The 26,285-nt window shown below is 62.9% G+C and carries 26 protein-coding genes; 14 read left to right on the top strand and 12 right to left on the bottom strand.

Annotated elements, in window-relative coordinates:
* Nucleotides 1–604: competence/damage-inducible protein A (locus tag ABY454_RS01185; RefSeq protein ID WP_372928337.1), on the bottom strand; the 604-nt coding region annotated here is incomplete at its 3' end.
* A 152-nt stretch (nucleotides 605–756) separates the two neighbouring features.
* On the opposite strand from ABY454_RS01185, the gene sfsA reads away from it, so the two are divergent.
* From sfsA to ABY454_RS01165, 4 genes are read left to right on the top strand one after another with little or no spacing between them, the layout of a single operon-like run.
* Nucleotides 757–1,491 carry a DNA/RNA nuclease SfsA gene (gene sfsA, locus ABY454_RS01180; protein ID WP_372928336.1) on the top strand — a complete coding sequence of 245 codons (735 nt, stop codon included), beginning with the start codon at nucleotides 757–759 and terminating at the stop codon, nucleotides 1,489–1,491.
* A 57-nt stretch (nucleotides 1,492–1,548) separates the two neighbouring features.
* Nucleotides 1,549–2,370 carry a type I methionyl aminopeptidase gene (map, locus tag ABY454_RS01175; RefSeq protein WP_372928335.1) on the top strand — a complete coding sequence of 274 codons (822 nt, stop codon included), beginning with the start codon at nucleotides 1,549–1,551 and terminating at the stop codon, nucleotides 2,368–2,370.
* Nucleotides 2,371–2,385: 15 nt separating this feature from the next.
* Nucleotides 2,386–3,087, top strand: coding sequence for a RadC family protein (locus ABY454_RS01170; protein WP_372928334.1), 702 nt, complete (start codon nucleotides 2,386–2,388; stop codon nucleotides 3,085–3,087).
* Complete coding sequence (locus ABY454_RS01165) at nucleotides 2,972–4,468, top strand: DUF1254 domain-containing protein (protein ID WP_372928333.1); 1,497 nt, start codon at nucleotides 2,972–2,974, stop codon at nucleotides 4,466–4,468. Before ABY454_RS01170 ends, ABY454_RS01165 begins: the two co-directional genes overlap by 116 nt.
* Nucleotides 4,469–4,506: 38 nt before the next feature.
* Here ABY454_RS01165 and ABY454_RS01160 read toward each other — a convergent pair whose 3' ends face one another.
* Together ABY454_RS01160 and ABY454_RS01155 are read right to left on the bottom strand one after the other, a co-directional pair.
* Entirely contained in the window at nucleotides 4,507–5,745 is a 1,239-nt protein-coding gene (locus tag ABY454_RS01160) for a beta-ketoacyl synthase (protein ID WP_372928332.1), read from the bottom strand.
* A 65-nt stretch (nucleotides 5,746–5,810) separates the two neighbouring features.
* Complete coding sequence (locus ABY454_RS01155; RefSeq protein ID WP_372928331.1) at nucleotides 5,811–6,080, bottom strand: acyl carrier protein; 270 nt, start codon at nucleotides 6,078–6,080, stop codon at nucleotides 5,811–5,813.
* Nucleotides 6,081–6,434: 354 nt separating this feature from the next.
* On the opposite strand from ABY454_RS01155, the gene ABY454_RS01150 reads away from it, so the two are divergent.
* Nucleotides 6,435–8,141: a long-chain fatty acid--CoA ligase gene (locus tag ABY454_RS01150; protein WP_372928330.1), complete on the top strand. Its 1,707-nt coding sequence runs from the start codon at nucleotides 6,435–6,437 to the stop codon at nucleotides 8,139–8,141.
* 4 nt (nucleotides 8,142–8,145) lie between these two features.
* Here ABY454_RS01150 and ABY454_RS01145 read toward each other — a convergent pair whose 3' ends face one another.
* The 4 genes from ABY454_RS01145 to ABY454_RS01130 all read right to left on the bottom strand — a co-directional run bounded on the left by ABY454_RS01145 (nucleotide 8,146) and on the right by ABY454_RS01130 (nucleotide 15,279).
* Nucleotides 8,146–9,318: a DUF2147 domain-containing protein gene (locus ABY454_RS01145; RefSeq protein ID WP_372928329.1), complete on the bottom strand. Its 1,173-nt coding sequence runs from the start codon at nucleotides 9,316–9,318 to the stop codon at nucleotides 8,146–8,148.
* Between the two features lie 119 nt (nucleotides 9,319–9,437).
* On the bottom strand, nucleotides 9,438–10,757 hold the full coding sequence (locus ABY454_RS01140) for an acetyl-CoA C-acetyltransferase (protein ID WP_372928339.1): 1,320 nt from the start codon (nucleotides 10,755–10,757) through the stop codon (nucleotides 9,438–9,440).
* A gap of 25 nt (nucleotides 10,758–10,782) precedes the next feature.
* Nucleotides 10,783–12,783, bottom strand: coding sequence for a 3-hydroxyacyl-CoA dehydrogenase NAD-binding domain-containing protein (locus ABY454_RS01135; protein WP_372928328.1), 2,001 nt, complete (start codon nucleotides 12,781–12,783; stop codon nucleotides 10,783–10,785).
* 9 nt (nucleotides 12,784–12,792) lie between these two features.
* Nucleotides 12,793–15,279 carry an acyl-CoA dehydrogenase gene (locus tag ABY454_RS01130; protein ID WP_372928327.1) on the bottom strand — a complete coding sequence of 829 codons (2,487 nt, stop codon included), beginning with the start codon at nucleotides 15,277–15,279 and terminating at the stop codon, nucleotides 12,793–12,795.
* 270 nt (nucleotides 15,280–15,549) lie between these two features.
* Here ABY454_RS01130 and ABY454_RS01125 point away from each other — a divergent pair, with 270 nt between their 5' ends.
* The 7 genes from ABY454_RS01125 to ABY454_RS01095 all read left to right on the top strand — a co-directional run bounded on the left by ABY454_RS01125 (nucleotide 15,550) and on the right by ABY454_RS01095 (nucleotide 21,505).
* On the top strand, nucleotides 15,550–15,792 hold the full coding sequence (locus tag ABY454_RS01125; protein ID WP_372928326.1) for a CDGSH iron-sulfur domain-containing protein: 243 nt from the start codon (nucleotides 15,550–15,552) through the stop codon (nucleotides 15,790–15,792).
* Nucleotides 15,793–15,906: 114 nt separating this feature from the next.
* Nucleotides 15,907–16,821, top strand: coding sequence for a branched-chain amino acid ABC transporter permease LivH (locus tag ABY454_RS01120; RefSeq protein ID WP_372928325.1), 915 nt, complete (start codon nucleotides 15,907–15,909; stop codon nucleotides 16,819–16,821).
* A 47-nt stretch (nucleotides 16,822–16,868) separates the two neighbouring features.
* Nucleotides 16,869–18,374, top strand: a complete 1,506-nt coding sequence (gene livM, locus ABY454_RS01115) for a high-affinity branched-chain amino acid ABC transporter permease LivM (protein ID WP_372928338.1) — start codon at nucleotides 16,869–16,871, stop codon at nucleotides 18,372–18,374.
* A complete protein-coding gene (locus ABY454_RS01110; RefSeq protein ID WP_372928324.1) occupies nucleotides 18,371–19,222 on the top strand; it encodes an ABC transporter ATP-binding protein in 852 nt (283 codons plus the stop codon). Before livM ends, ABY454_RS01110 begins: the two co-directional genes overlap by 4 nt.
* Entirely contained in the window at nucleotides 19,219–19,968 is a 750-nt protein-coding gene (locus ABY454_RS01105; RefSeq protein WP_372928323.1) for an ABC transporter ATP-binding protein, read from the top strand. Before ABY454_RS01110 ends, ABY454_RS01105 begins: the two co-directional genes overlap by 4 nt.
* Entirely contained in the window at nucleotides 19,965–20,342 is a 378-nt protein-coding gene (locus ABY454_RS01100) for a DUF6867 family protein (protein WP_372928322.1), read from the top strand. Before ABY454_RS01105 ends, ABY454_RS01100 begins: the two co-directional genes overlap by 4 nt.
* 29 nt (nucleotides 20,343–20,371) lie before the next feature.
* Nucleotides 20,372–21,505 (top strand): branched-chain amino acid ABC transporter substrate-binding protein, encoded by a 1,134-nt coding sequence (locus ABY454_RS01095; RefSeq protein ID WP_372928321.1) that lies wholly within the window; start codon nucleotides 20,372–20,374, stop codon nucleotides 21,503–21,505.
* A 5-nt stretch (nucleotides 21,506–21,510) separates the two neighbouring features.
* Here ABY454_RS01095 and ABY454_RS01090 read toward each other — a convergent pair whose 3' ends face one another.
* Nucleotides 21,511–21,723, bottom strand: a complete 213-nt coding sequence (locus tag ABY454_RS01090; RefSeq protein WP_372928320.1) for a hypothetical protein — start codon at nucleotides 21,721–21,723, stop codon at nucleotides 21,511–21,513.
* A gap of 145 nt (nucleotides 21,724–21,868) precedes the next feature.
* Between ABY454_RS01090 and ABY454_RS01085 the strand changes: the two genes are divergently transcribed.
* On the top strand, nucleotides 21,869–22,357 hold the full coding sequence (locus ABY454_RS01085) for a hypothetical protein (protein WP_372928319.1): 489 nt from the start codon (nucleotides 21,869–21,871) through the stop codon (nucleotides 22,355–22,357).
* Nucleotides 22,358–22,452: 95 nt separating this feature from the next.
* Nucleotides 22,453–23,745, top strand: a complete 1,293-nt coding sequence (gene purB, locus ABY454_RS01080; RefSeq protein WP_372928318.1) for an adenylosuccinate lyase — start codon at nucleotides 22,453–22,455, stop codon at nucleotides 23,743–23,745.
* Nucleotides 23,746–23,751: 6 nt separating this feature from the next.
* On the opposite strand, the gene ABY454_RS01075 is transcribed toward purB, so the two are convergent.
* The 4 genes from ABY454_RS01075 to ABY454_RS01060 all read right to left on the bottom strand — a co-directional run bounded on the left by ABY454_RS01075 (nucleotide 23,752) and on the right by ABY454_RS01060 (nucleotide 26,015).
* Nucleotides 23,752–24,216 carry a hypothetical protein gene (locus ABY454_RS01075; RefSeq protein WP_372928317.1) on the bottom strand — a complete coding sequence of 155 codons (465 nt, stop codon included), beginning with the start codon at nucleotides 24,214–24,216 and terminating at the stop codon, nucleotides 23,752–23,754.
* A 16-nt stretch (nucleotides 24,217–24,232) separates the two neighbouring features.
* Entirely contained in the window at nucleotides 24,233–24,763 is a 531-nt protein-coding gene (locus ABY454_RS01070) for an SH3 domain-containing protein (RefSeq protein ID WP_372928316.1), read from the bottom strand.
* 156 nt (nucleotides 24,764–24,919) lie between these two features.
* Entirely contained in the window at nucleotides 24,920–25,678 is a 759-nt protein-coding gene (locus tag ABY454_RS01065) for an HpcH/HpaI aldolase/citrate lyase family protein (protein WP_372928315.1), read from the bottom strand.
* Nucleotides 25,679–25,685: 7 nt separating this feature from the next.
* Nucleotides 25,686–26,015 (bottom strand): DUF1476 domain-containing protein, encoded by a 330-nt coding sequence (locus ABY454_RS01060; protein ID WP_372928314.1) that lies wholly within the window; start codon nucleotides 26,013–26,015, stop codon nucleotides 25,686–25,688.
* Nucleotides 26,016–26,285 lie beyond the last annotated feature (270 nt).

Below are 26,285 nucleotides of genomic sequence, written 5' to 3'. Positions count from 1 at the left end.
CCGGATGTGCCGCCTGGAGGGCGCCCAGCGGAGGGGCGATATCGCCCTCGGGTGCATCGATCCGAACGCTGCGCGAGATGATGGGGCGCCCCTTGGCAAGCCTCGGGACGACCTCGTCCAGCATCACCTGCATGACGCGGGGGATGCCGGCCATAACGATGACGTTTTGGAGCTTGTAGCCCGGCGCGCGGGAGATCGCGTTGTGGATCAGCTCGGCGCCCTCTGGAATGCGGGCCATGCGGAGCCGCGCGGGCGAGAGCTCACCGCTCTTATAGTGCTGGCGCATGGCGGCCACGGCATCGGCGTTAACGTTTGCGCCGACGCCGAAGGCCTTGGCAATCGCATCAGTGGTGACGTCGTCGTGGGTGGGCCCGATGCCGCCGGTGGTGAAGACATAGGTGTAGCGCTCACGCAGCGCGTTGACCGCCTCGACGATGTCCGCCTCCACATCCGCGACCACCCGGACCTCACGCAGCGCGATGCCGATCCGGGTGAGATAGGCGGCGATGTAGCCGACATTCTCGTCCCTGGTACGGCCGGAGAGGATCTCCTCGCCGATCACGAGCAGCGCGGCGGTGACGGTATCTGAAGTCTCCGAAGTCATGATCCTTGAAGCCAGTTTGCGGGCGAAAGACGCCATTATTGACCGGCTTCGCCGGCTTGTCCCGTCCTTGGCCGGTATTTGATGCCCTGTGGGGGAACATCGCGCAAACCTTGTTGGTCGCGCGTCACCTCGCGTACCGTGGCCTCATGCTGATGCGGTTTTCCTCTGGCCTGGCCGAAGGGCGGCTCCTGAAACGCTATAAGCGCTTCCTCGCCGATGTTGAGCTTCTCTCCGGCGAGACGGTCACCGCGCATTGCGCCAATCCGGGGTCCATGCTGGGGCTTAATGCGCCCGGCTCGCGTGTGTGGCTGTCGCGCTCGGCCAATCCGAAACGCAAGCTCCCCTATTCCTGGGAGCTGATCGAGGTGGACTTGGGCGTTGGGCCCACGCTGGTCGGCATCAATACGGGGAGCCCCAATGCGGCGGTGGCGGCGGCGATCGAAGCGGGGCTGATCCCTGCCCTCACCGGCTACGCCACGCTGCGACGGGAAGTCCGCTACGCGGAGAATTCGCGCATCGACATTCTCCTGGAGGACCCCAAGCGCCCGCCCTGCTACGTGGAGATCAAGAACGTCCACCTGATGCGGCAGGCCGGGCTTGCCGAGTTCCCCGATTCCGTCACCGCGCGCGGCACCAAGCACCTCAAAGCGCTCTGCAGCATGGTGGCGGCAGGCGCCCGGGCCGTCATGGTCTACTTCGTCCAGCGGGGCGACGCCGACCGCTTCACCCTCGCCCACGATATCGACCCCACCTACGCCAGGGCCTTCACCGAAGCCAGCGCCGCCGGGGTGGAAGCGCTGGCCGTCTCCTCGGAGGTGACGCTCGAAGGTCTGGCGCTGCCGCGCGCCATTCCCCTTCGGCCGCCACCCGGCGTGGACGAGGCCTGATTGAACCGACGCAGATTTCCTCTTACCTCTAGCGGGAAGTCCCTATAATCCCTGCCCATGTCCAATCTCGAATTCGCCCGCGCGCAAGTGCGCGACACCAAGATCAAGCTGCACGACGCCAACGCCTTCGCCGGCATGGCCAAGGCCGGCCGTCTCGTGGCGGAGATGCTCGACCTTCTCGTCGATCATGTGAAGCCTGGGGTGACGACCGATGCGCTCGACGCCATCGCCTATGACTTCGCCATGGATCATGAGGCCATTCCGGCGCCGCTGAACTATCGCGGCTTCCCGAAGGCCATCTGCACCTCGCTGAACCATGTGGTGTGCCACGGCATCCCGGGCCCGCGGGGGCTACGCGAGGGCGACATTCTCAATATCGACGTGACCTTCATTGTCGGTGGCTGGCACGGCGATTCCAGCCGCATGTATCCGGTGGGCAAGATCTCCCGCGCTGCCGAACGCCTGCTCGACGTCACCCATAACGCGCTGATGCGCGGCGTGGCCGTGGTGAAGCCCGGCGCGACGACCGGCGATATCGGGCACGCCATCCAGACCTATGCGGAAGGCGAGCGCTGTAGCGTGGTGCGCGATTTCTGCGGCCACGGGCTTGGGCGTGTGTTCCACGACCGGCCCAACATTCTTCATTACGGAGAGCCCGGCGAAGGTTTGCCGCTGAAGCCGGGCATGCTGTTCACCATCGAGCCGATGATCAATATCGGCAAACCGCACGTGAAGATCCTGTCCGACGGGTGGACGGCGGTGACGCGCGACCGCTCGCTGTCGGCACAGTTCGAGCATACCGTCGGCGTCACGGAGACTGGCTACGAGGTGTTCACGCTGTCGCCTAAGGGCCTAGATCGTCCGCCGGCGGGCACTTGACGCGAGTGATGCGTCATGGGGTTCAAAGACGCCGGCAAACCACAATATCTCGGTCATCGCGAACGCCTTAGGACGCGCTTTCGCGAGGCGGGCGCCGATGCCGTCCCGGACTATGAGCTGCTGGAGATCGTGCTGTTCCGCGCCATGCCCCGCCGGGATACCAAGCCGATCGCCAAGGCCATCCTGGCGCGCTTCGGCACGTTCGCCAAGGCCGTGAACGCGCCGGAAGACCTGCTTTTGGAGATTCCGGGGCTAGGCGATGCGGCCATCACCGAAATCAAGCTGGTGCGCACCGCGGCGCTACGGCTGATGCGCGGCGAGGTGCTGGAACGCCCGCTGCTTGGCTCGTGGAAACAGGTGCTGGACTATTGCCGGGCCGCCATGGGCTTCGAAGCCAAGGAGCAATTCCGCATCCTGTTCCTCGACAAGCGCAACAAGATGATTGCCGACGAGGTCCAACAGGGAGGCACTGTGGACCACACACCGGTCTATGTCCTAGGCTCCAGGTGCAGATCGGTACATATGTTTGCAGCGGGAGGACGAAATGACTCCACCTTACATCAGGCCTTTAGTGCTGGCGGTATTGGTGAACTGCTCGGCGATGACGGGAATAGCGGTCGCCCAAGACGCCACCCCAGGCTTCAACACCAAAATTCCAGAATCAGTTCTGACGCCAGACACTGTCGACACGAGAATCGGCACGCTGAAATTCTTTGACGGCATACCCGACGCTGAGGCTGCCAAGGCCCTTTTTGCGAACCTGGATCTCAATCGCGGGCTGCAAGCAATATTGAACGGCATGCCGGCCGCTAATTTCGAGGCGGGCCGTCGCGGTCATATGGCACTCGGGCAAAAGGAAGCCAATCAGGCCATCATCTTCGATGGGCTGATGGACAGCAGTTCCCTGTTCCTCACCGGCAATGCGGGCACTGTCTATCTCACCTCTTTTCTCAATCTGGAGCGCGATGGCCCAACGGTGGTCGAGATACCTGGCGGAACGGGGCCCGGGATCATGATTGACTCATTTTCCCGAAACGTTGTCGACATGGGGCCTCCAGGACCCCACCACGGGAAGGGCGGAAAGTTTCTGATCCTTCCCCCCGGTTATGAAAAGGCCGATTTCGACGGGCTCATTCCGCAGGGCGTCTACACGATCGCAGAATCACGCAGCTATGCGGTCTGGGTGCTGCTGCGCGGGTTCCTGAAGGACGGCAAGCCGGATTACTCCAGCGAGTTGTTCAGAAAGGGCGTCAAGATCTATCCACTCAGCGCAGCTGCCAATCCACCGGCGATGGACTTCATCAAGGGAACCGGAACCGAATTCAATACCGTTCACTCTGCGAACTACGAGTTCTTCGAAGAACTTCATGCCGTGATCGATCGCGAGCCGCTTGAATTTCTGGACCCTGAGCTTCGTGGTCTCTTCTCGACCATTGGCATCCAGAAGGGTGAACCGTTCGCGCCAGACGAAAGGATGAAGAAACTTCTGACGCAGGCCGCGAAACTGGGCAATGCAACGACACGCGCCCTGTTTTGGTACGAACGCAATCAGGACGAGTTCCTCTACAAGGACAGCTATTGGAAGCGCGGCATGATCGGCAATTCCCATGAGTACCTGAAGGACCAGGGACTGGGAGGCCGCGATATCGATGCAAGAGCGCAATATTTCTACATGGCGACGTTCAATTCGCCGGCCATGGTCTGGAAGTTGATCGGAAAGGGCTCCCAATATGCGTGGGGCTACCTGGACGAAAATGGCGATTATCTGGACGGCGGTAAGTCATACAAGCTGAACCTTCCAGGGGATGCGCCCGCGGAGAAGTTCATGTCCATCGTGGTCTACGATTCGCAGACCCGCTCCATGTTGCAGACCGGTCAGCCCTACCCGAACAAGAACAACAAGCGCGACAAGATGCTGATCAACGATGACGGTTCGATCGACATCTACTTCGGGCCGGAAGCGCCTGAAGGAAAGGAAGCGAACTGGATTCAAACCGTCCCCAACAAAGGGTGGTTTTGCCTGTTACGCCTCTACAGTCCAACCGAGGCATGGTTCGACAAGACCTGGCGACCAGGCGAGATCGAGATCGTCGAGTAGGGAAGAGCGAAGGGCTAGGCGATCAGGCCGAGTGCGATTTACGCCGGCGGCGGGCCGAATATAAGCACGGCGTTGAGGCCGCCAAAGGCGAAGCTGTTCGACATCGCGTAGTTGATGTCGCGCTCTTTGCCCTTGTTCGGCGTGTAGTCTAGATCGCATTCCGGATCCGGCTCGTTGAGCCCCACGGTCGGCGGCACGTAGTTCTCCTCGATCGCCTTGATCGCGGCGACCGCTTCGATGCCACCACCGGCGCCGAGGCAATGGCCGTGCATCGACTTCGTCGAGGAGATGGACAGATCGTCGGCGACATCGCCGAATACGCGTCTAATGGCGCGGGTCTCGTTGATGTCGTTCACCGCCGTCGCCGTGCCATGGGCGTTCACGTAGTCGATGTCGGACGGGCTAAGCCCGCTGTCGTCCAGCGCCATCTGCATGGCCGTGGAGGCGCCGTCAATGGATGGGTTGACCATGTCTGCGGCATCCGCCGTCATGCCATAGCCCATGACCTCTGCCAGGATCGGCGCGCCGCGCTCTTTGGCGCGCTCATAGTCCTCCAGCACCAGAATACCGGAGCCCTCGGCTAGGACCGTGCCGTTGCGGTCCTTCGAGAAGGGAAACAGCCCATCGGGGCTCAGCACACGCATGGCCTGCCAGGCGCGCGTGGCGCCCCAGTTCAGCGAGGCTTCCGCGGCACCGCCGATACCCATATCGACCAGGCCGTTCCGGATCATCTGGTAGACGAGGCCGATGGAGTGCGTGGCCGTCGAGCAGGCGCTGACCACGCCGAAGGTCGGACCCTTGATGCCGTATTCGATGCTCACATGAGCCGAGGCGGACGAGCCGATGGCCTTCAGGAGCGTCAGGGGATGGGTCGCGCGCTTGTTCTCCTTGAAGAGCATCTTGTAGGAGAACTCGAGCGTGGTGAGGCCACCGACGCCGGAGCCGATAATGCAGGCCGAGCGATAGCTGTCGGTGTCGCTCAGCGGCAGCTCCAGCTTCGACTGGGCCACGGCTTCTGACGCGGCACAGCCCGCATATTGGGAATACTTGTCGGCCAGCAGCAGCTGCTTGCTCTTCAAGCGCTCCCGCGGCTCGAAGTCAGGCACCTCGCCGGCAATCGTGATGTACAGGTCTTCGGTATCGAAGCTCTGGACCTCGCGAACACCGCAAGCGCTGCTCTTGATTGCAGCCCAGAACTTGTCCACGCCCGTACCCAAAGGCGTAACCACGCCCTGGCCAGTGACCACGACGCGGCGGCGTCCGTTAGAGTGTGTCATGTAGTGTTAAGCCGTACTCCAAGCCTAGTCGACGTCCCGGGAAGGACCCGAGCGGACTGGCCGGTTTAAGCTGCTGCGCCCGAGGCCTTCGATTCTGCGATAATGCCCTTCACGCGATCGACCACAGAGCCGACCGTCGCGAACGCTTCCACTTCTTCGTTCGCATTATAAGGGATCTCAATACCAAAGGTATCCTCAATATCGAATACGATCACCGCCAGATCGAGGGATTCGATCTCAAGCTCGCTAAGCGGGGTTTCGAGCGTAACGGGCTTGGACGGATCCTTCATGTTCTTGCGCAGAATCTCGATGATCTTGGTGGCCACCTCGTCCATATCACTCTCCCTGCCCCGTTAAGGGGTCCGTATCTAATGGTCCCTGGCTAAAACCTAGCTAGTCCTAGGGCAAGTCAGGCTTTGGAATAGACTTAAAAACTAGCCGAGTCTACCCGTGCCCAACTCACTGGATTCGCCATTACTATAGGTTCTAATCGCTAACAAACTTGGCGTTTTTGCGCCTGGCCGCGCCTTGGTTTCCGCATATTCCGCAAGGGGTGTGCCCTGTTTCGGGCCTGAATATCAACCCCGTGCTACAATTATACTAGAGGAACGGGCTTGCGGCCAATTGCCTCCGTCAGACGGCCTTTCACCCGTTAACCAGCGGCAAACAGGGCAAAAAACCGAAGATCTATGGCTAGTAAGGCGAATCGGGCATCCACGGACGGTCCTCAAGAGGCTGGAAGTCGCCCTTGGCTGTCCGCCTATCCGACCGGCCTCTCCTGGGATCAGGACTTTGCCCCCACCCTCGTCCACACCCTGCTCGATGAGGCGGTGGGCGCATACGGCGACCGGCCGTGCACCTATTTCTTGGGGAAACGCCTGAGCTACGCGGAGATCGGCGCGCTCTCCGACCGCGCCGCCAAGGGCTTGCGGGCGCTCGGCGTCGGCGAAGGGGTGAAGGTGGGGCTGCTGCTGCCCAATACGCCCACCTTCGTGATCTTCTATTTCGCAGTGCTCAAGGCCGGCGGCACGGTTGTCAACTTCAATCCGCTCTACAGCCTGGACGAGATCGAGTTTCAGATCCGCGACAGCGACACCAAGATCATGGTGACGCTCGACCTGGCGCTTCTGTTCGAAAAGGTCGAGGCCATGCTTGAGCGCGGCGCGCTGGAGAAGGCCGTGGTGGCGAAGTTCACCTCACTGCTGCCGCCGCTGAAGGCGGCCGGCCTCAAGCTCACGCGGCGGACGAAGATCGCCAGGGTCGGCGCCTCGCGCTTCCGCCGCCAGATCGTGCGCGAGAAGGACTTGCTAGCCAATGACGGCCGCTATGACACACCGGTTGTCACGCCCGATTCGGTCGCCGTCCTGCAATACACCGGCGGCACCACGGGCACGCCTAAGGGCGCAATGCTGACCCACGCCAACATCTCAATCAACGTGGCGCAGGTGAAGCTATGGGGAAACAGGCCGCAGGACGCGATCGATCGCGTGCTCGGCGTGCTGCCGTTATTCCACGTCTTTGCCATGACCACGGTGATGAACTTCGGCGTCGCCAGCGGTATAGAAATGATTCTCATGCCGAAATTCGAGCTGATCGACGCTTTGAGGCTGATCAGCACGCAGAAGCCAACGGTGATGCCTGGCGTCCCGACTTTGTTCAACGCCATCCTGCATCATCACGCGATCAAGAAATTCGATCTGACCTCGCTTGATTTCTGCATCTCCGGCGGCGCGGCGCTTCCGATCGAGGTGAAGCGGGGCTTCGAGGCGCTGACCGGCAGCAACTTAGTCGAAGGTTACGGTTTGAGCGAAACCGCACCGGTCGCCACCTGCAATCCGCTCGACAAGACAAAAGAAGGCTCCATCGGCTTGCCGCTTCCGGGCACCGAGATCAGCATCCGCTCGCTTGAGGATCCGACCAAGGAGGTCACGCGCGGCGACCCGGGCGAGATCTGCATTGCCGGACCGCAAGTGATGACGGGGTATTGGAGGAAGCCGGACGAAACGGAGTCCGCCTTCGTTGGGCGCTACTTCCGCAGCGGCGACGTGGGCTACATGGACGACGAAGGCTTCATCTTTATCGTCGACCGTATCAAGGACATGATCAACGCCGCGGGATTCAAGGTCTATCCGCGGCGAATCGAGGATGCGCTCTACGAACATCCTGCGGTCGCGGAGTGCTGCGTGGTGGGGATTCCGGATGAGTACCGGGGCGAAGCACCCAAGGCCTATGTGCGCCTAAAGGAAGGGCACGAAGCGACTGCTCCGGATCTCATGACGTTCTTGCGCCCGAAGCTATCCAAGCTCGAGCTGCCGGCGGCCATAGAGTTCCGCGACGAGTTGCCGAAGACGATGATCGGCAAACTCTCCAAAAAAGAGCTACGCGCGCAGACCTAGAGCGTCACTGACCGGCCCAGGGAAGCACCCCTTCGGTCTGCTGCCGCAGTCTCTGCTGACGCCGCAGCCTGCGCCGCTCGCGCCAGGTCAGCGGCCGTGATGGCGCGGCGACAGGGGCAGTGGCGTCGGTGGCATCGGCGGTCTCGGTCGAGCCGCTGACGTCGGCCGGGGCCGGCTCAGGAGACACTGCGGGCGCCGGGGCAGCTGCGGGCGTAGGCGCCGCAATGGGCTTGGGCGCGGCGACAGGCTTGGGCGCCGCTGCGGGCTTCGCTTGTGGCGGCGCCGGATTCGGTTGCGGTGCCGGCGCAGGTGCCGCATTCGCCTCAATCGTCCGCGCCTGCGGCTGGGGCTGCGTCACGGGCGTCGGTGCGCCTTCAGTCGCGGCAACGGCGTTCTGATCGAGCGGCGTCGTCATATGGAACATGCTCGGCAGGTCGTTACCCGTGAAGTTGGCGGATTCCGGCGCGGCAGCGGCGCTATTCAAGAAGTGATAGCCGGGCTCCGTGCTCTGATGCGCGGCGGGCGTGGCCATCTCCGCTGTACCCATTGAGTTCGATGCAGCCGCCGCTGGCGTGATGACGTTCGTTGCCGCCTCGGGCGATGCCGCTGGCTCCGCCGCGGCTACAGACGCAGCCTCTGGCGTGGCTTCGGGCTCGGCTTTAGCCTCGATCTGCTCCTCAGGCTTGGCCTCGGGCTCGGGCTCCTTCGGCGGCGGCGAGGTCCTCACCCAGACGCGCTCACCGCAAAACATAAACCCCATACAGCCCTTGAGAATGATCTTGCTGCGCGAGACTTGCGTCAGCGTCGCGGAGTAGGTGCGGCCGTCCTCCGGGTTGTAGATGTTGCCCTTCCACTGATTGCCGGCGACCTTCGCAAGACCTCTGGCGATCTGCAGCCCGACGATCTCACGGCTGCGCAACGACGTGTTCTTGTTGAGAACGTCGCGGAGCGGCTTGCCCTCGTGTACGGGATTCTTCACCCAGGCGATCTTGACGCAGAGATAGCGCTTCCCGGAGCCGCAGCCGTGGATCAGCATCTTGCCGGGCCACTTGCTGCGCTGCTCGGCTTTTCGCCAATAGCCAGTGGGATCAGCGGCCATGGCGCTGGTTGCACTCAAGGGAAGAAGAGCGGCGGCAAGAACGATGCCGATCGCCGCAGTAAGAGAATGATGCCGCATTAGCGCACCTCCGTCATGGTCGGGCCGCCGGCGCACCGTGCACCTCGGCGAAAATGGCTTCTGCCCCCTGTCCCTGACGGGTCTCGTTGGACCCAATTCCTGATCCGGCGATAGAGCACTTATGCTGCGCCCATTTCCTTAGCTTCCGAACCGCCTGTGCCTTGCGCCTCGACCCCTTCCAGGATCGCCGCAACGCCCATACCGCCAGCGGTACACACCGAGATCAAACCTCTCTGGCCGCACCCACTATGTAGGAGTTTAGCCAAAACTGACAAGATTCGCGCACCCGTGGCGGCAAAGGGATGGCCAAAGGCGATCGAGGAGCCTTTGACGTTCATCTTGGCCTGGTCGATCGTGCCCAAGGGCGCGTTCCGCCCCAGACGGTCCCGACAATAGGCTTCTGATTCCCATGCCTTCAAAGTAGCCAACACTTGAGCAGCGAATGCCTCGTGAATCTCATAATAATCAAACTCTTGAAGCGCAAGTCCGGCCTGATCGAGCAGTTCGCTGACAGCCACGGTCGGCGCCATCAAGAGACCTTCACCTTCCACATAGTCTACGGCAGAAGTGCGACCCAAAATTAAATAAGCCTGAATCGGAATTTCCTTGGATTTCGCCCATTTTTCGCTCGCCAGCAGCACCGTGGCGGCCCCATCCGTTAACGGGGTCGAGTTGCCGGCGGTAATCGTGCCCCCTGATTTGTCGAAAACGGGCTTCAGTTCGGCCAGCTTCTCCAGGGAAGCATCCTCCCGGATATTGTTGTCACGGAAGAGCCCGGCGTTAGGGACGACGAGGTCGTCCATGAAGCCTTCGTCGTAGGCCGCGGCGGCCTTGCAGTGGCTTTCGAAGGCGAGGATGTCCTGATCCTGGCGGGAGATGCCCCATTCCTTGGCCATCAGCTCGCAGTGTTCGCCCATGCCGAGGCCTGTGCGCGGCTCGCGGGTATCCGGCGGCAGCGGCGCGAGCTCGCCGGGCGCCATGCCCTTAAACGCCCCGACACGCTGGCCCAGGCTTTTGGCGCGCGAGGCCTTGACCAGGCGCTTGGCGAACTTCTTCTGGAAAACGATGGGCGCATCGCTCGTCGTATCCGAGCCCATGGCGATGCCGGACTCGATCTGGCCCGTGGCGATCTTGGCGGCAAGTCCCAGCGCCGCCTGAAGGCTCGTGCCGCAGGCCTGCATCATGGTGATGCCCGGCGTGGTGCGCGCCAACGAGCTGCCAATCACCGCCTCGCGGGCCAAGTTCCAGTCCTTGGCATGGGTAATCACCGCACCGCCGACCACCTCGTCGATATGTGCGCCAGCCAAGCCGAAGCGATCGGCGAGCCCGCATAGCGCCGCCGTCAGCATGTCGAGGTTGGAAAGCTCGGCGTAAGCGGTGTGCGAGCGGCAGAAGGGGATTCGCATCCCACCCAGCACCGCGACACGCCGCATCGGCATTTGCGTCATGACGTCCTTTCCAGCCTCATGCTGCGGCCTTGCCGGCAGCGTTCGCGTCTTGGCTCTTCCGGTAGTGCAGCGGACCGCCGCGGAACGGCGCGAAACCCGTGCCGAAGATCACACCCGCATCGACGTGGTCGGCGTCCTTGACGATTCCGTCCGCCTCGGCGCGCGCGGCTTCGTCGAGCAGAGGCTGGACGAGCTCGCGGCCGAGCCGCGCCAATTCGGCGTCGTCAAAGGTTGCCTCCGCGTCGCGCTTCGGCTTGCCGTCTTCCCACACATAGAAGCCCTCGCCCGTCTTCTTGCCGAGCTTGCCCTGATTCACCAGCGAGGCAAGCACGTTGTCGGACGCACCGTCCGTCTTCGGTGCAAGGTTCAGCTCCTCGCCGACCTTGTTGCAGATGTCGAGACCGACCATGTCCATCAGCTCCATCGGACCCATGGGCATGCCGAACTTGAGCGCGGCTTGATCGATCTTCTCGCGTGGCTGTCCGTCTTGATAGAGCCGCACGGCCTCCATCATGTAGGGCGCGAGCACGCGGTTGACCAAAAAGCCCGAACAGCTCTTCACGACTAAAGGCAGCTTGTTGATCGCGGTGACGAAGCGGCAGGCCTTGCCGACCTCCTCCTCGCGCGTCCCTTCGCCGTGCACGACCTCGACCAAGGGCAGCTGCGCGACGGGGTTGAAAAAATGAAGTCCGACCAGGCGCCCCGGATCCTTCAGCGGCTTGGCAATGTCCTCCAGCTTGAGCGATGAAGTGTTTGTCGCCAGCACCGCGCCGGGCTTTGCCTTGGTTTCCAGGTCGGCGAAGAGTTTCTGCTTCACGTCGAGCTTTTCGATGATCGCTTCGATGATCACATCGGCATGCTTGATCTGCTTGCCGCCCGGGTCCGCGATCAGGCGCGCAACGCCGGAGTCGAACGCCGTCTTGCCGCGCAAGCGCTTCTTGAAGAGCTTCTTGGCGCGATGGATGCCCTTTTCGATTTGGCCTTGGTCGAGGTCCTGCAAGCTCGCCTGCATGCCGGAGACGACGCACCAGGCGGCGATGTCCGCGCCCATGGTGCCGGCGCCGATGACGTGGACTTTACGCGGGCGGAAGCCGTCCTTCGGGGCGGCATCCTTCAGCATCTCCGACAGCCCGAACACGCGGCGCAAGTTTCGCGAGGTCTCGCTCGCCATCAGCGGCGCGAACATCTCCGTCTCGGCGCGCTTCATGGCGGCCAGATCATCGCCATGGCGCTCGAAGAGATCGATCAGGCGGAAGGGCGCCGGGTAATGGTCCTCGCGCACCTTCTCCGCCGTCTTGGCGCGCATCTGTTTGGCCAGCATGCCGCGCACCGGCTGCTTGGCCATGAGCTTCTTCCACCAGGGCGCACCCTTCGACCGGCGCTTCTGCAACACGGCCTTGCGCGCGGCCCAGCGCAGATTGTGGCGCGTGGCTACAAGTTGATCGACGAGGCCCATGGCCCGTGCCGCGCCCGGCCGCAGCATCTTGCCCGTCAGCATGGCGGTCATCGCGTCCATGGGACCTGCCACCCGAATGGAGCGGACGGTGCCGTTGAGCCCTGGAAAGATGCCGAGCTTCACTTCGGGGAAGCCGAGCCTGGTCCCCTCCTCGCGGTCGGCGATGCGCCAGTCGCAGGCCAAGGCTAGCTCCAGCCCCCCGCCAAGGCAGTAGCCATGAATCGCGACGACCACGGGCATTGGCAAAGCTTCGATGCGGTCGAACAGCTCGATCGTCTGCTTGACGACGTCTCTGACCTTCTCCTCGGTATCGAAGCCCTCGAACTCACGGATGTCGGCCCCGGCGACAAAGCCTGAGTCCTTGCCGCTCATGAGCACGAGACCCCGGACCTCGCCGGCCTGCACCTGCTCCAGCGCCTCGACGACCTCGCCGAGTTCCTCGATGGCCCTACGGCCAAGTGAGTTCATGCTTTCGCCTTGGCGATCGATGATCGCCCAAGCGATGCCTTCGAGGTCGACGGAAAAGGTCCAGTCTTTTAGGTCGGGAAGCGTAATCTGCATGATCCAGTCTTACTCGGCGGCGATATGCGCGCGGGCGGACGGATCCGCGTCGCCGCTTTGCAGGGTCTTATCTTCGTGCTTCAGATCGACAGCGGCAAAATCGTCGACGGCAATGACACGGGCGGTCATGTCGCGCAAGCTGGCAAGGTCGCGCGCTTCGTCTGCGCTCAAGATACCCTTCTCCTCGGCGTCCTTGATCCAATCGGTGTTATAGAGGCGCCTCACCTCACCCTTTCGAATGGCGCGTTCCAGCTTCTTCTCGGCCTCCTCGCAGGCGATCGCTTTGACAAGCGTCGCTTCAAGAAGCCCAATCGGATCGGCAGGATCGTCGGGGGCGTAGATCTCCCGGGTCAACCGGTCACGGAAGGCGCCGGGCTTCAGGGCGAGCCGTACGATGTCCTTGCCGTGTTTGTCGCTCGCTGGCGCACGCGACCCATAAGTCAGCACCAGCGGCTTCATTGCCCAAGCCGCCCAGCGCGCGGGGAAGTTGTCGATCACGCCGCGTAAAGCGACATCGAACCGGTGCAGACAATTCTGCGCGCAGTAGTCGACCACCTTGCGGTCAGCCGCTTGGCGCCCGTCGTCTTCGTAGCGTTTGAGGATCGCAGACAGCAGATAGAGCTCAGACAGCGCGTCCGCCATGCGGCCGGCGATCTTCTGCTTCACCTTCAGGCTGCCGCCGAGAAGCGCCACGGTGACATCGGCAACGAAAGCGAAGGAACGCGCGGCGCGCGCCAATTGACGCCACCAATAGCTTACGTCGCCCGTATTCGACGGCGGCGTGGCGAACCTGCCCAGAGTGACGTTGTGGAACAGCGCGCCGGCCGCATTGGAGAACAAAAACGCGCGATGGGAATCGAACGTCTTCTCGAAGGTCTCAATGCCGCGGTCGCGGTCCTTGTCCTGGAGCGCCTCGATCTCGGCGAAGAGGAAGGGGTGACTGCGTAATGCGCCTTGGGCAAAGGTGATGAGCGTGCGCGTCAGAATGTTCGCGCCTTCCACCGTGATGCCCACGGGCGCCATCTGATAGGCCGCCTGGATGTAATTGGCCGGGCCATCGCAAACACCGCGGCCGCCATGGATATCGAGCGCATCGTTCACCGATTGGCGCATACGTTCGGTGGAAACATATTTCAGCAGCGCGGAGATCACGGCCGGCTTCTCGCCCGCCGAGACCATCGAGGAGGTGACGGCGCGCGCGGCCTCCATGCCATACGCGTTCTCCACCAGACGGGCCAGCGGCTCCTCGACGCCCTCCATAAAACCGATGGGCAAGCCGAACTGCTTGCGGATGCGCGCATAGGCCGTGCTGTGGCGGGCCATTGCCTTGGTGGCGGCGGCACTGGTCGCGGGGAGCGAAACCGAGCGGCCGGCCGCCAGACAGCTCATCAGCATGCGCCAGCCCTGGCCGGCCCCTTCGGGGCCGCCGATGATCTGGTCGATTGGTACGAAAACGTCCTTGCCCTTAGTGGGGCCGTTGGGGAACGCAGCGCCCGTGGGCAGATGGCGGCGGCCGATCTCCACGCCCTCAAGATCCGTGGGGATCAACCCCAGGGTGATGCCGACGTCCTCGCCGCGGCCCAAATGATTGTCCGGATCAAACAAACGGAAGGCGAGCCCGAGCAGTGTCGCATTCGGTGCGAGCGTGATGTAGCGCTTGTCCCAAGTGAGCCGGATGCCGAGCGTCTCCTTGCCGTCATGCATGGCTTTGGTGACGATGCCGACATCGCGCATGGCGGCGGCGTCGGAGCCGGAGAACGGGCCGGTGAGCGCAAAGCAGGGAATCTCCTCCCCCTTGGCCAGCCGCGGTAGGTAGTGATCTTTCTGCGCGTCGGTGCCGTATTTCTCGATCAGCTCGCCGGGGCCGAGCGAGTTCGGCACCATGACGATGGTGACGGCGTCGGCACTGCGCGAGGCGATCTTGCCGAGCACGAGCGATTGCGCCTGCGCGGAGAAACCGAGACCGCCATGCTCCTTGGAGATGAGCATGCCGAGAAAGCCCTGATCGCGTACGAACTGCCAGACGTCATCCGGCACGTCGTGAAGGTCATGGCGGATGCGCCAATCGTCGAGGCGCTTGCACAATTCGTTTGTCGGGCCGTCGAGGAAGGCGCGTTCTTCATCCGTGAGTGTGATCGGCGCCACGCGGCGCAGCTTGTTGAAGTCCGGCGCTCCGGAAAACAACTCCGCGTCCCAGCCCGTGGTGCCGGCTTCGAGCGCCTCGCGCTCGGTCTCCGAGATCGCCGGCATGGCGCCTTTGAGCGCGCGATAGACCGGCAGCGTGATGTATTGACGCTTCAGGTGGGGCATGCTGCCGGCGAACAGCAGCCCCGCGATGAGCCAGCCGGCGAAGGTCCAGAACGGGAAGCCGAAGGCGATCTGCAGGCTGAGCGTGAAGACGAAGATCACGATCGCCCAGGTACGGAGCGAGACGCGGTTCATCGCCAGCGCGAAGAAGCCCGCGAGGGCGACGACAGCAAAAATCAATTCAGCCACGGGCGGCCTCCAACATCGACACGACCCTGTTGCGTCCCCCCTCGCCCTCTATGATGCCGATGGGCCTTGGACTCAAGGGACTTCTGGCTATTTCCGCCACAATCGCGCGCGGCGGGCCGGCTGGGGCCGAATCATCCGAGAGCGCCTCTATTGTAGGGCAAAGCCGTGGGGAGCCGTTCAACAGGAAATCCTCTCGCTTTCTTGTGTCAGGCAGACGAATTGGCTAAGCGTTTTGGATAAGGACTGGGCCAAATAAAGCTGGGAAACATCATGTCGGAAGAACCGGAGCGCCCGCAGCTCAACCCCTATCAGGTCGAACTGGAGGCGGGGAAGCGCTACGCGTGGTGCCGCTGCGGACGCAGCAAGAAGCAGCCCTTTTGCGATGGCTCGCACGATGGCACAGGGATCGAGCCTCTCATGTTCACGGCGGAACGCACCGAGTCGGCGCTTTTGTGCGGGTGCAAGGACACGGGCGATCCTCCGTATTGCGACGGCTCCCACCTGCTGCTCTGAATTTGGGCATGCACAGGGGAAGCCCTTCTTGCTAGAAATGCCGAAGTGGGCCGCGTGGCCCGCTTTCCTTAGTGTCTGCAAGCCCGAGTGGGGGAAGGCGAGGCAGGCGTCGTCATGGCCTATTTCCTACAACAGCTCGTCAATGGACTGGCCCTGGGCTCGATCTATGGCCTGATCGCCATCGGCTACACCATGGTCTATGGCATCATCGGCATGATCAACTTCGCCCATGGTGACGTCTTCATGGTGGGCGCGTTCATCGCGCTGATCGCCTTTCTGGCGCTGATGGCTATTGGCGTGACCATGATCCCGTTGGCCCTGCTCATCGTGCTCATCCTTGCCATGGTGCTGACGGCGGTCTGGGGTTGGACGGTCGAGCGCGTCGCCTATCGGCCGTTGCGCGACTCCTTCCGCCTGGCGCCGCTGATCACGGCCATTGGCATGTCGATCGTGCTGCAGAACTTCATCCAGGTGGCGCAAGGCGCCAGGGTCAAGCCGCTGCAGCCCGTTGTCACCGGCGGCTACGAGCTGTTCACCGAAGGCAACTTCACGGTGATCGTCTCCAACATCCAGATCCTCATCGTGGTGACGACGCTGGCGCTGATGACGATCTTCTGGCTGATCATCAACCGCACCGCGCTGGGGCGCGCTCAGCGCGCCTGTGAGCAAGACCGGCTCATGGCGTCGCTGTCGGGCGTCAATGTGGACCGCACCATCTCCATCACCTTCGTGATCGGCGCCGCGCTCGCTGCCGTCGCCGGGCTCCTTTACCTCCTCTATTACGGCGTGATCGATTTCTTCATCGGCTTCATCGTCGGTATCAAGGCGTTCACCGCCGCGGTGTTCGGCGGCATCGGCTCCATTCCCGGCGCCATGCTGGGAGGACTCGTGATCGGATTGATCGAGACGTTTTGGTCCGCCTACTTCACCATCGAGTACAAGGACGTGGCGGCGTTCTCCATGCTCGCCATCGTGCTTATCTTCTTCCCCACGGGCCTGCTTGGGCGCCCTGAGATCGAGAAGGTCTAAGGTTGGCGGAGCCCGGCAAACCTCTTGGCTTGCGGCTCAAATCGGCCCTGACCGACTCTCTTCTCGCGGGCGTCGTTGCCTTTGCGCTGTTCTCGCTGGTGCTCGGGTTACGCACCGTGGACGGCATCACGGGCCTGACGCTTCAGCCGCGCCCCGGTCTGCTCGCGATTGCTGTCGGCATCGTGTTTGTCGGCCGATTTCTGCTGAACCTGTTCGTCTGGCAGACGGAGTACCCGCTCACCACGCCGTTTGCGAAGTTGTTTACGCGCGATGCGTTCGACAAACGCGACATTACCGTGTTGAGCACAACGGCCGCGCTTGGCGTGGCCGGGCTCGTCATATCGGCGATTTTCAATGTTCCGGCCCTCGGACTTATCGCCTGGGCTGCGCTTCTCTTTGTCGGTCTTGGATTGCTGCGCCGGCTTATCGTTCATGTTTTCCCCGACCTGCCTTACGCGCAAATCTTCATCGTCGGCGGCATTCTGTTCGCCATCTTCTTCCCGCTGACATCGTATGCACTCGATCGGGCCTTCAATCTCGGCCTGCCCTTGCGCTACTGGTTCGATCTTTCCATCCTTGTGCTCACCTATGTGATGCTCGGCTGGGGGCTGAACATCGTGGTGGGGCTCGCAGGGCTCTTGGACCTCGGCTATGTCGCCTTCTATGCCGTCGGCGCTTACACCTTCGCGCTGCTTGCCACGCATTTCGGTCTCGGCTTCTGGATCTGTCTGCCCATCGCCGGGCTCGCGGCCGCGCTATGGGGCGTCATTCTCGGCTTTCCCGTGCTGCGCTTGCGCGGCGACTATCTCGCCATCGTCACTTTGGCCTTCGGCGAGATCATCCGCATCGTGCTGCTCAACTGGACCGAAGTGACCAACGGGCCGAACGGAATTTCCGGCATCCCGAAGCCTACCTTCTTCGGCCTCCCCTTCTCTCCGTTTGCCGAGGGCACAACATTCGCCAGCTTCTTCGGCCTGAAATACGACGCGCTGCACGGCATTATGTTTCTCTACTATTTGATCTTGGTGCTCGCGTTTCTCACCAACTTCGTGACCTTGCGGATGCGGCGTCTGCCGATCGGGCGCGCCTGGGAAGCCATGCGCGAAGACGAGATCGCCTGCCGCTCGCTCGGCATCAACACCACTGTCACCAAGCTCACCGCCTTCGCCACCGGCGCGCTGTTCGGCGGGCTCGCCGGCTGCTTCTTCGCCACGCGGCAAGGCTTCATCAGCCCGGAGAGTTTCAGTTTTATCGAGTCCGCCATCATCCTGTCGATCGTCGTGCTCGGCGGGATGGGCAGCCAGCTTGGCGTGGCCATTGCGGCCGTCGTCATGGTGGGCGGCTTCGAAGCCTTGCGGCACACTGACGGCCTACAGAGCATCTTTGGCGCAGGGTTCGATCCCGCGCTCTACCGCATGCTGCTGTTCGGCATCGCCATGGTGGGCATCATGATTTGGCGGCCACGCGGCCTCATTGCGTCGCGGTCGCCAACCATTTCGCTGAATGACGCAAACGCCGTTTCCGGCGATCTCGTCAGGCAGGGCCGCAGATGAACACGAAGGATAAAGATTGGGACACAGACCCCGTGCTCAGCGTGGAACATCTGACCATGCGCTTTGGCGGCCTTGTGGCCATCGACGACGTGTCGTTCAAGGTCGGCCGGCATGACATCACCGCGCTGATCGGACCGAACGGCGCCGGCAAGACAACCGTGTTCAACTGCATCACCGGGTTTTACAAGCCGACCGAAGGCATGATCAGCTTGAGCGCGCCGGACGGAGACCGCTTCTATCTGGAGCGGATGACAGACCACGACATCAGCGCCGATGCCCGCGTCGCCCGCACCTTCCAGAACATTCGCCTGTTTCCCGGCATGACCGTTCTGGAGAATCTGATGGTGGCGCAGCACAACGAGCTACGCCGCGCTTCGAATTTCACCATCGGCGCGCTGCTCGGCCTCGGCAACTTCGCCCGTGCCGAAGGCCAAGCCGTCGATTTGTCACGTTACTGGCTTGACCGGGTGGGGCTGTTGTCCCGCGCCGATGAAGCGGCGGGCGATCTTCCTTACGGCGATCAGCGCCGGCTGGAGATCGCGCGCGCCATGTGCACGAAGCCGCTGCTCCTGTGCCTCGACGAGCCGGCCGCCGGCCTCAACGCGCGAGAGAGCGAGGGCCTCAACGAACTGCTCTACAAAATTCGCGAGACGGAGAAGATCGCCATCTTCCTCATCGAGCACGACATGAGCGTGGTCATGCGCATTTCCGACCACATCATCGTGCTCGACTACGGCAAGAAGATCGCCGACGACACGCCTCGGCAAGTGCGTAACGATCCGCAGGTGATCGCCGCCTATCTTGGCGTACCGGAAGAGGACGTTGCGGGTTCGGGGGCGCGCCCATGAGCGAATCCCTCCTTGAACTCGACGACGTGACGGCCTGCTACGGACGGCTGCCGGTGCTGCATGGCGTGAGTCTCGACGTCAAGCCTGGCGAGATCGTCGCGCTGATCGGCGCCAACGGAGCCGGCAAGACTACCACCATGATGACGATCTGCGGCCGGCCGCGCGCGAGCCAAGGCCGGATCGTGTTCGACGGCAAAGACATTACCCAATTGCCGACACATGACATCGCGCGGCTGCGCATCGCGCAGTCGCCGGAAGGACGCCGCATCTTTCCGCGCATGACGGTGATGGAGAACCTGCAAATGGGCGCCATCATCGCCGACGATCCAGGCGGCTTCGATGCCGACCTGGAGCGGGTGCAGGCGCTCTTTCCAGTGCTGAAGACGCGCGCCGACCAGCGCGGCGGCACACTGTCCGGCGGCGAGCAGCAAATGTTGGCCATCGCCCGCGCGCTGATGGGCCGCCCCAGGCTTCTGCTTCTGGATGAGCCGTCCCTCGGCTTGGCACCGCTCGTGGTCAAGCAGATCTTCGAGGCTATTGCGGAGCTCAACGCGCAAGGCCTCACCGTGTTCCTGGTCGAGCAGAACGCCTATCAGACGCTCAAGATCGCTACCCGCGGCTATGTAATGGTCAACGGGCGCATCACGATGTCCGGCAGCGGCCAGGCACTTCTGGAGCGGCCGGAGGTGCGCGCGGCGTATCTGGAGGGCGATACCGCCAAGTTGAAGGAGACGAACGGGACATGAGTGCGCTCGCTCCATCCATCGCGCCGTGGCTCTCGGACGACGGGCTTGGCGTCTTCCTCGTGCTCACGCTGATTCTCGGCGGCGGTGCGGCCTATCTCGCAGGACGGGGCCTGGCCGGCACCTGGCGACCACTGTGGCGCGTCTTCTTCTATACGGCGCTGCTCGCATGCGCCGTGCGCTTTTTCCACTACGCGCTGTTCGATGGCGCGCTGCTCTCCCCCTACTACTATCTTGTCACCTATGCGGTGCTGCTTGCGGCGGCCCTGCTCGGCTTCCGCGTCATGCGTACGACGCAGATGGTGACGCAATATCGTTGGCTCTACGAGCGGACGAGCCCCCTCACTTGGCGCGCGCGGAACGCACCACTAAGTTAGGGCAGCCGAGGCTTGGAAGGAGATTCCCAATGACCCGTCTGACAGGGCTGATTGCCGTTCTGTGTGCAAGCCTCACGCTCGCCGCTTGTGGCGAGCCGGACGACCCCAACGTCACGACGATCGGCGTAGCAGGGCCGGTCACGGGGCAATACGCCTCCTTCGGCACGCAGATGACCAACGGTGCGGACCTCGCGATCGCCGACATCAATGCGGCGGGCGGCGTGCTCGGCAAAACGCTCAAAGCCGAAATCGGCGACGATGCCTGCGATCCGAAACAGGCCGTGGCCGTGGCAAATCAGATGGTTGGCGCCGGCGTGCCCTTCATTGCCGGGCATTTTTGCTCGGGGTCATCCATCCCCGCTTCGAACGTTTACGGCGACAGCGCGGTGATCATGATCTCGCCGGCCTCGACCAGTCCCGCGCTGACCGATAGCCGCGCTGGACCGAACATTTATCGCGTGGTCGGGCGCGACGATCAGCAAGGCGGCATTGCCGGTGCGTACCTCGCCAAGAATTTCGGCGACAAGAACATCGCCATCATCGACGACAAGACGGCGTACGGCAAAGGCCTGGCCGACGAGGTCAAGAAGGCGCTCAACGCGGCCGGCACCCAGGACGTCCTGAACGAGTCCTACACCGCCGGCGAAAAAGACTATTCGGCGCTGGTCTCCAAGCTGAAGCAGGCGGGCGTCGACGTGGTGTATGTGGGCGGCTATCACACCGAGGCTGGCCTCATCCTGCGGCAGATGCGCGATCAGGGCATGGACGCGGTGCTGATGGGCGGCGACGCACTGGTCACGCAGGAATATTGGTCCATCACCGGACCTGCGGGCGAAGGAACGCTCATGACCTTCTCCCCCGACCCGCGGAAGAATCCCGCCGCGGCCGAGGTCGTCGCCCGCTTCGAGGAGAAGGGCGTCGAGCCGGAGGGCTATGTGCTTTACACCTATGCCGCGATCCAAGCCTGGGCGGAAGCCGCCAAGAAGGCCGGCACTACCGACGCTGCGGCCGTGGTCAAGGCTCTCAACGGCAACGCCTTCGACACCGTGATCGGCGAATTGCGCTTCGACGCGAAGGGCGATCCCAACCTGCCGCCATACGCGGTCTATCGCTGGTCGAACGGCGCCTACGAGCAGATCGGCGACAAGGCGCCCGCGGGCTAGCCGCGCTAGCTCTTCTTCGCCTTAGCTTCCTCGGCCTTGAACTGGGCCTCGAGCTCTTCTTCGAACTTCACCAGGTCTTCCGGCAGGGGCATGCCGAAGGCACGCATCTCGTTGAGCTTCTCGCGAACCTGCAGGTAAAGCTCGTGCCGATCCTCGGGTTGGTTCTCCATCTGATTGATGAGAAGGGCGAGTTCCGCCTTGAGATCGTCAAATGCCATGATGCAACTGCCTCCTTTTCGACCGGGCGGCGGATCGGACCATAAACCACGGAACGCAGCAAGCCTTGCGGCCTGAGTGGATTGCAGTCCGGCCGTTTCCCTTGCATAGTCCTCCCTCACGAGAGGGTCGGAGGGACAGCGGCAAATGGAACGGGTAACTTTCACCAAAGCGGTCGGCTTCGTGCTTGCCGCGGCCTTCGCCATCGTTATCGGGGTCTGCATGTGGGCGCTGATGGTCGGCGACTTCATGAATACGGTCATGAACCAGCAGACTCAGCACACGGTCCGCATTGTCGGCTTCGCAGGGATGCTGGCCGCGCTCATCACCTGGTGGTGCCAGCGCTACACCGCCCGGCGCGGGTTCGTCGTCCGCACGCTGTTTGCACTCTTTATCTTCATCGTGGCGTTCTGCAGTTTCGGCGGCCTGCTCCGCTTCATCTACATTCACGCCACCTATCCGAGCCAGCAGGATTGGTCGCTTGGGGGCATGTATCTGGCCTCGCTGAACGACTTCTACACCTTCCTGCTCGACATGATGATCCCGCCCCGCCCGGGCTATCTGGGGCTTGCGCTGGCGGCGGCCATCTATGTTTCCCTGTTCGGGACCCGCGCGCCGAAGACTGTTGAAATTTAAGCTTTTTGGCGCGTTCGCATTTGAGCCTGTCCCGCGTTCTGCTAGACCTTCCTTGTCGCCGGACGCGCACGTCCGGGAAAGGTTGACCGACCCGCATGATCCCGCGCTATAGCCGCTCGCAGATGGCTGCCATCTGGGAGCCCGAGAACAAATTCCGCATTTGGCTTGAGATTGAGGTCACCGCCGCCGAGGCCATGGCCGAGCTCGGCCTGATCCCGAAGGAGGCGGCGGAGGCGGCGCGGACGCGCGGCGGGTTCGACATCGAGCGGATCGACGCCATCGAGGCGGAGGTGAAGCACGACGTCATCGCCTTCCTCACCTCGGTCGCCGAGCATGTCGGGCCAGAGGCACGCTTCCTCCACGCCGGCCTCACTTCCTCCGACGTGCTCGACACCTGCTTCAACGTGCAGCTCACCGAAGCCGCCGACATTCTCATTGCCGATCTGGACAACCTGCTCGCCGCGCTGAAGACGCGCGCCTATGAGCACAAGGACACAATCACCGTGGGCCGCAGCCACGGCATACACGCCGAGCCCACGACGTTCGGGCTGAAGCTCGCGCAAGCCTATGCGGAGTTCGCGCGCAACCGCGAACGCATGGTGCGCGCCCGCGAGGAGGTCGCGACCTGCGCCATTTCGGGCGCGGTGGGGACGTTCGCCCATGTGGACCCGCGGGTTGAAGCTTACGTGGCCGACAAACTGGGTTTGAGGCCGGAGCCGGTCTCCACCCAAGTCATCCCACGCGACCGGCATGCCGCCTATTTCGCCACGCTCGCGGTGATCGCAAGTTCCGTGGAGCGGCTCGCCACTGAGATCCGCCATTTGCAGCGGACCGAGGTGCTCGAGGCAGAGGAGTTCTTCTCCGAAGGCCAGAAGGGTTCCTCGGCCATGCCGCATAAGCGCAATCCCGTGCTGTCGGAAAACCTAACGGGCCTCGCCCGCATCGTGCGCGGCTATGCACTGCCGGCGCTGGAGAATGTGGCGCTGTGGCACGAGCGAGATATTTCGCACTCCTCCGTGGAGCGCATGATCGGCCCCGACGCCACGGTGACGCTCGACTTCGCGCTGGCCCGCCTCACCGACCTCATCAAGGGGCTCGTGGTCTATCCGGAACGCATGCGCGCCAACATGGACCGCTTAGGCGGGCTCATCCATTCCCAGCGCGTGCTACTGGCGCTGACCAATGCAGGGGTCTCCCGCGAGGACGCCTACCGGCTCGTCCAGCGCAACGCCATGAAGGTCTGGCAGGAGAACAAGGACTTTCTCTCAGAGCTTTTGGCCGACGCGGACGTAACCCGCGCACTTTCGGAAGATGCGATCCGCGATCAATTCGATCTCGGCTATCACACCAAGCACGTGGACGACCTCTTCGCCCGCGTGTTCGGCTGACGCACGCTAGCGCACGCCGAAGGGGCGTCCCGGCCGCGTCTCGACTGTCCCACCGAGACGATCGTCTTCCGTCCCCGCATAGCCGCGCACGCCGTACTTCGTGTAATTGCCATTGCGGTCGTAATAGCGGCGCCCGCCATAGCCCCAAAAGCCCGGGGTGTAGCCATAAGGCGGCAAGGCCAGCGGCACGTTGTAGTCGTAGTCGTTCTCGTAACCTTTGCGCACGGGAACGAAGCGCAGATAGCTGGTCCGCACGTAGCCCTTTCCGACCCGGCACCAGCCCTTCTTGCACGTCTTGGCGTCGACGACTTGCGACACGCCGATAAGGCCGAGAACCTTGGCGCCGCTATTCGGCGCGGCATGGATGCTGGCCGGCCGCTTGGCCACGGCGTTTGCCGCGTTGGCGGCGGCGGGCAGCATCAGGCCCGCAACGACGAAAACCAAAAGCCTGAAACCGAAGGCCTGGGGCATGAGCCGCGGGTAACCCCTATTCGTCGAGATCGACGCCCGAGGAGATAGCCTGGAGGTTGACGTCCTCGATCGGGCCCCCATCAGAGTAAGCGCCGCTGCCGCGAAAGATATGCGGCATATAGCGATAGCGGTTGCGCTCCTGCGCCATCATGAAAAAGCGCCGGCGATAGAAGGACGGCGAGATGGCCGTGTAGGGCGGCATGTCGAAATACCAGTCGGCCTTGGGGTAATGGCCCGCGCGATACGGATAAGCCGGGAAGATCGGCCAGACTTCCGGCTCCAGAACGTAGGCCGAGGCCAACAGCAGTCCGCGCTGAACCGCATAGCCGCGATAGCCGTTCCAGATCAGACCGCACCAGCCGCCCTGGCAGCCTCGAACATCGACCAGCGCGCCCGCGGGCACGACGGCGATGCGCGCATATCCGGCGCCCGGCCCGTCGCGCAAGTTCAGCGAGACCGCCGTCTGCGCGTCGTCCGCCGACGCCGATGCCGTCGCGATCACGAGCCCTAGAAGGACGCCCGTGACGAGCCGGATGAAGGATCCCATGCCGCCCCCAAAGTTCAGTCCTTAGGGCCAGTGTCGCATAGGACCACGGCACCGTCAGCCTCTCCTTGCGGCCCGGTCGGCTAAGGGCCCCGACCTGATGCAAGGATGCAACGCTCTAAAATGCGCGAATCGTTTGAAGGCGTTGCGGTGCCGAGCTTAAGAGCCCGGCGAAACCGCCGCGCGGGTCGCCTCAGCGGCGGACGACAGCCAGCCGGCATCGGTGCCGACGGCAACGATGTCCCAGCCCTCTTCGATCCGGGGCTTGGCGAAGTCCGCGTCATTGCAGAAAATCAGGGTCATGACGGATTTCTCGCGGGCCTTTTTCAGGACCTCCGTCATGGCCTCTTGAACCTCTTTGGCCCAGATATCGAGGCGCCCGGTGAGCGCCACGGAGAGGTCGTTGGGCCCGAAGCAGACCATGTCCACGCCCTCCAACGACAGTATCTCGTCGAGTTGATCGAGGGCGCCTTTGGTCTCGACCTGCGGACAAGCGATGGTGAAATCATTCGCCTCCGTGAAATAGTCGCCGCTGTAGCCGATCTTGGCCCGGTACGGCCCCCAGCTGCGCAAGCCCCGCGGCGGATACTTCACGGCCCGGACGAAGGCCTCCGCCTCCTCCACGTTATTGATGAGCGGGCACATAATGCCTTGCGCGCCCGCATCCAGCGCCCGGCCCACGAGCCCGGGATCGTTGTTGGCCACGCGCACGATAGCGGGCAGCCCGGCTGCCTTGGCGGCGGTCAGGCAGGCCAGCAACGTCTCGTTGCCCCCTGCGCCATGTTGCTGGTCGAGGGTGACACAGTCCCAGCCGGCCTCGCCTGCCAGCTCGAGAGCAAGCGGGTTGTTCAACATCAGCCAGGCGTTGAACAGCGTCTGGCGCTCTTTGGCAGCTTGGCGGAACAGGTCCCGGGACATGGTGTCCTTACGCCTTGGCCTCGGCTTCGATCTGCCGCACCGCCTCGGCCAGATGGTCGGCCATGGCGCGGCGAATCTGGTGGTCGGACTGATCGACGCTTTTGGCGTCGAAATCGCCCCTGATCTTGCGGAAGACGTCCTCCTCGCCCGGCTCCTCCAGGTCGGCCTTGACCACCTCCCGGGCGTAGGCCTGGGCCTCATCGCCGGACAGGCCCATTTTCTCGGCGGCCCATAGGCCCAAGAGCTTGTTCCGCCTGGCATTGGCCTTGAAACTCAACTCCTCGTCGAGGGCGAATTTCCGCTCAAAACTTTTCTCGCGATCGTCAAAACTGGTCATTGCCGGCACCTCCAGGACCCTCGGCGACCGAGGGCATCGTCCATAGAATTGTTGGGGAAAATCCCGCCTCTCTGGACCGCGTGATAGCGCCGAAGCGCCGGAAAATCAACAAATCCCCGGCCGTCCCCTGCGGCCGGAAGGCCCATCCCGGAGCCGTTGTACGCCCCCTCCCCTTCAGCTAATGTCGAATAAGACTTCTTGAATCCGATTCCTGCGATGGCAATTTCCAGTGTAGCGCGCGCGGCTTGGGACTTTCCCAGTCTTCGCGCG

This window comes from Methyloceanibacter sp. (assembly GCF_041573655.1).
In the GTDB taxonomy this organism is placed as follows: domain Bacteria; phylum Pseudomonadota; class Alphaproteobacteria; order Rhizobiales; family Methyloligellaceae; genus Methyloceanibacter.
The sequence above is the reverse complement of the archived record's forward strand: the minus strand, read 5'-3'. Positions and strand labels throughout refer to the sequence as shown.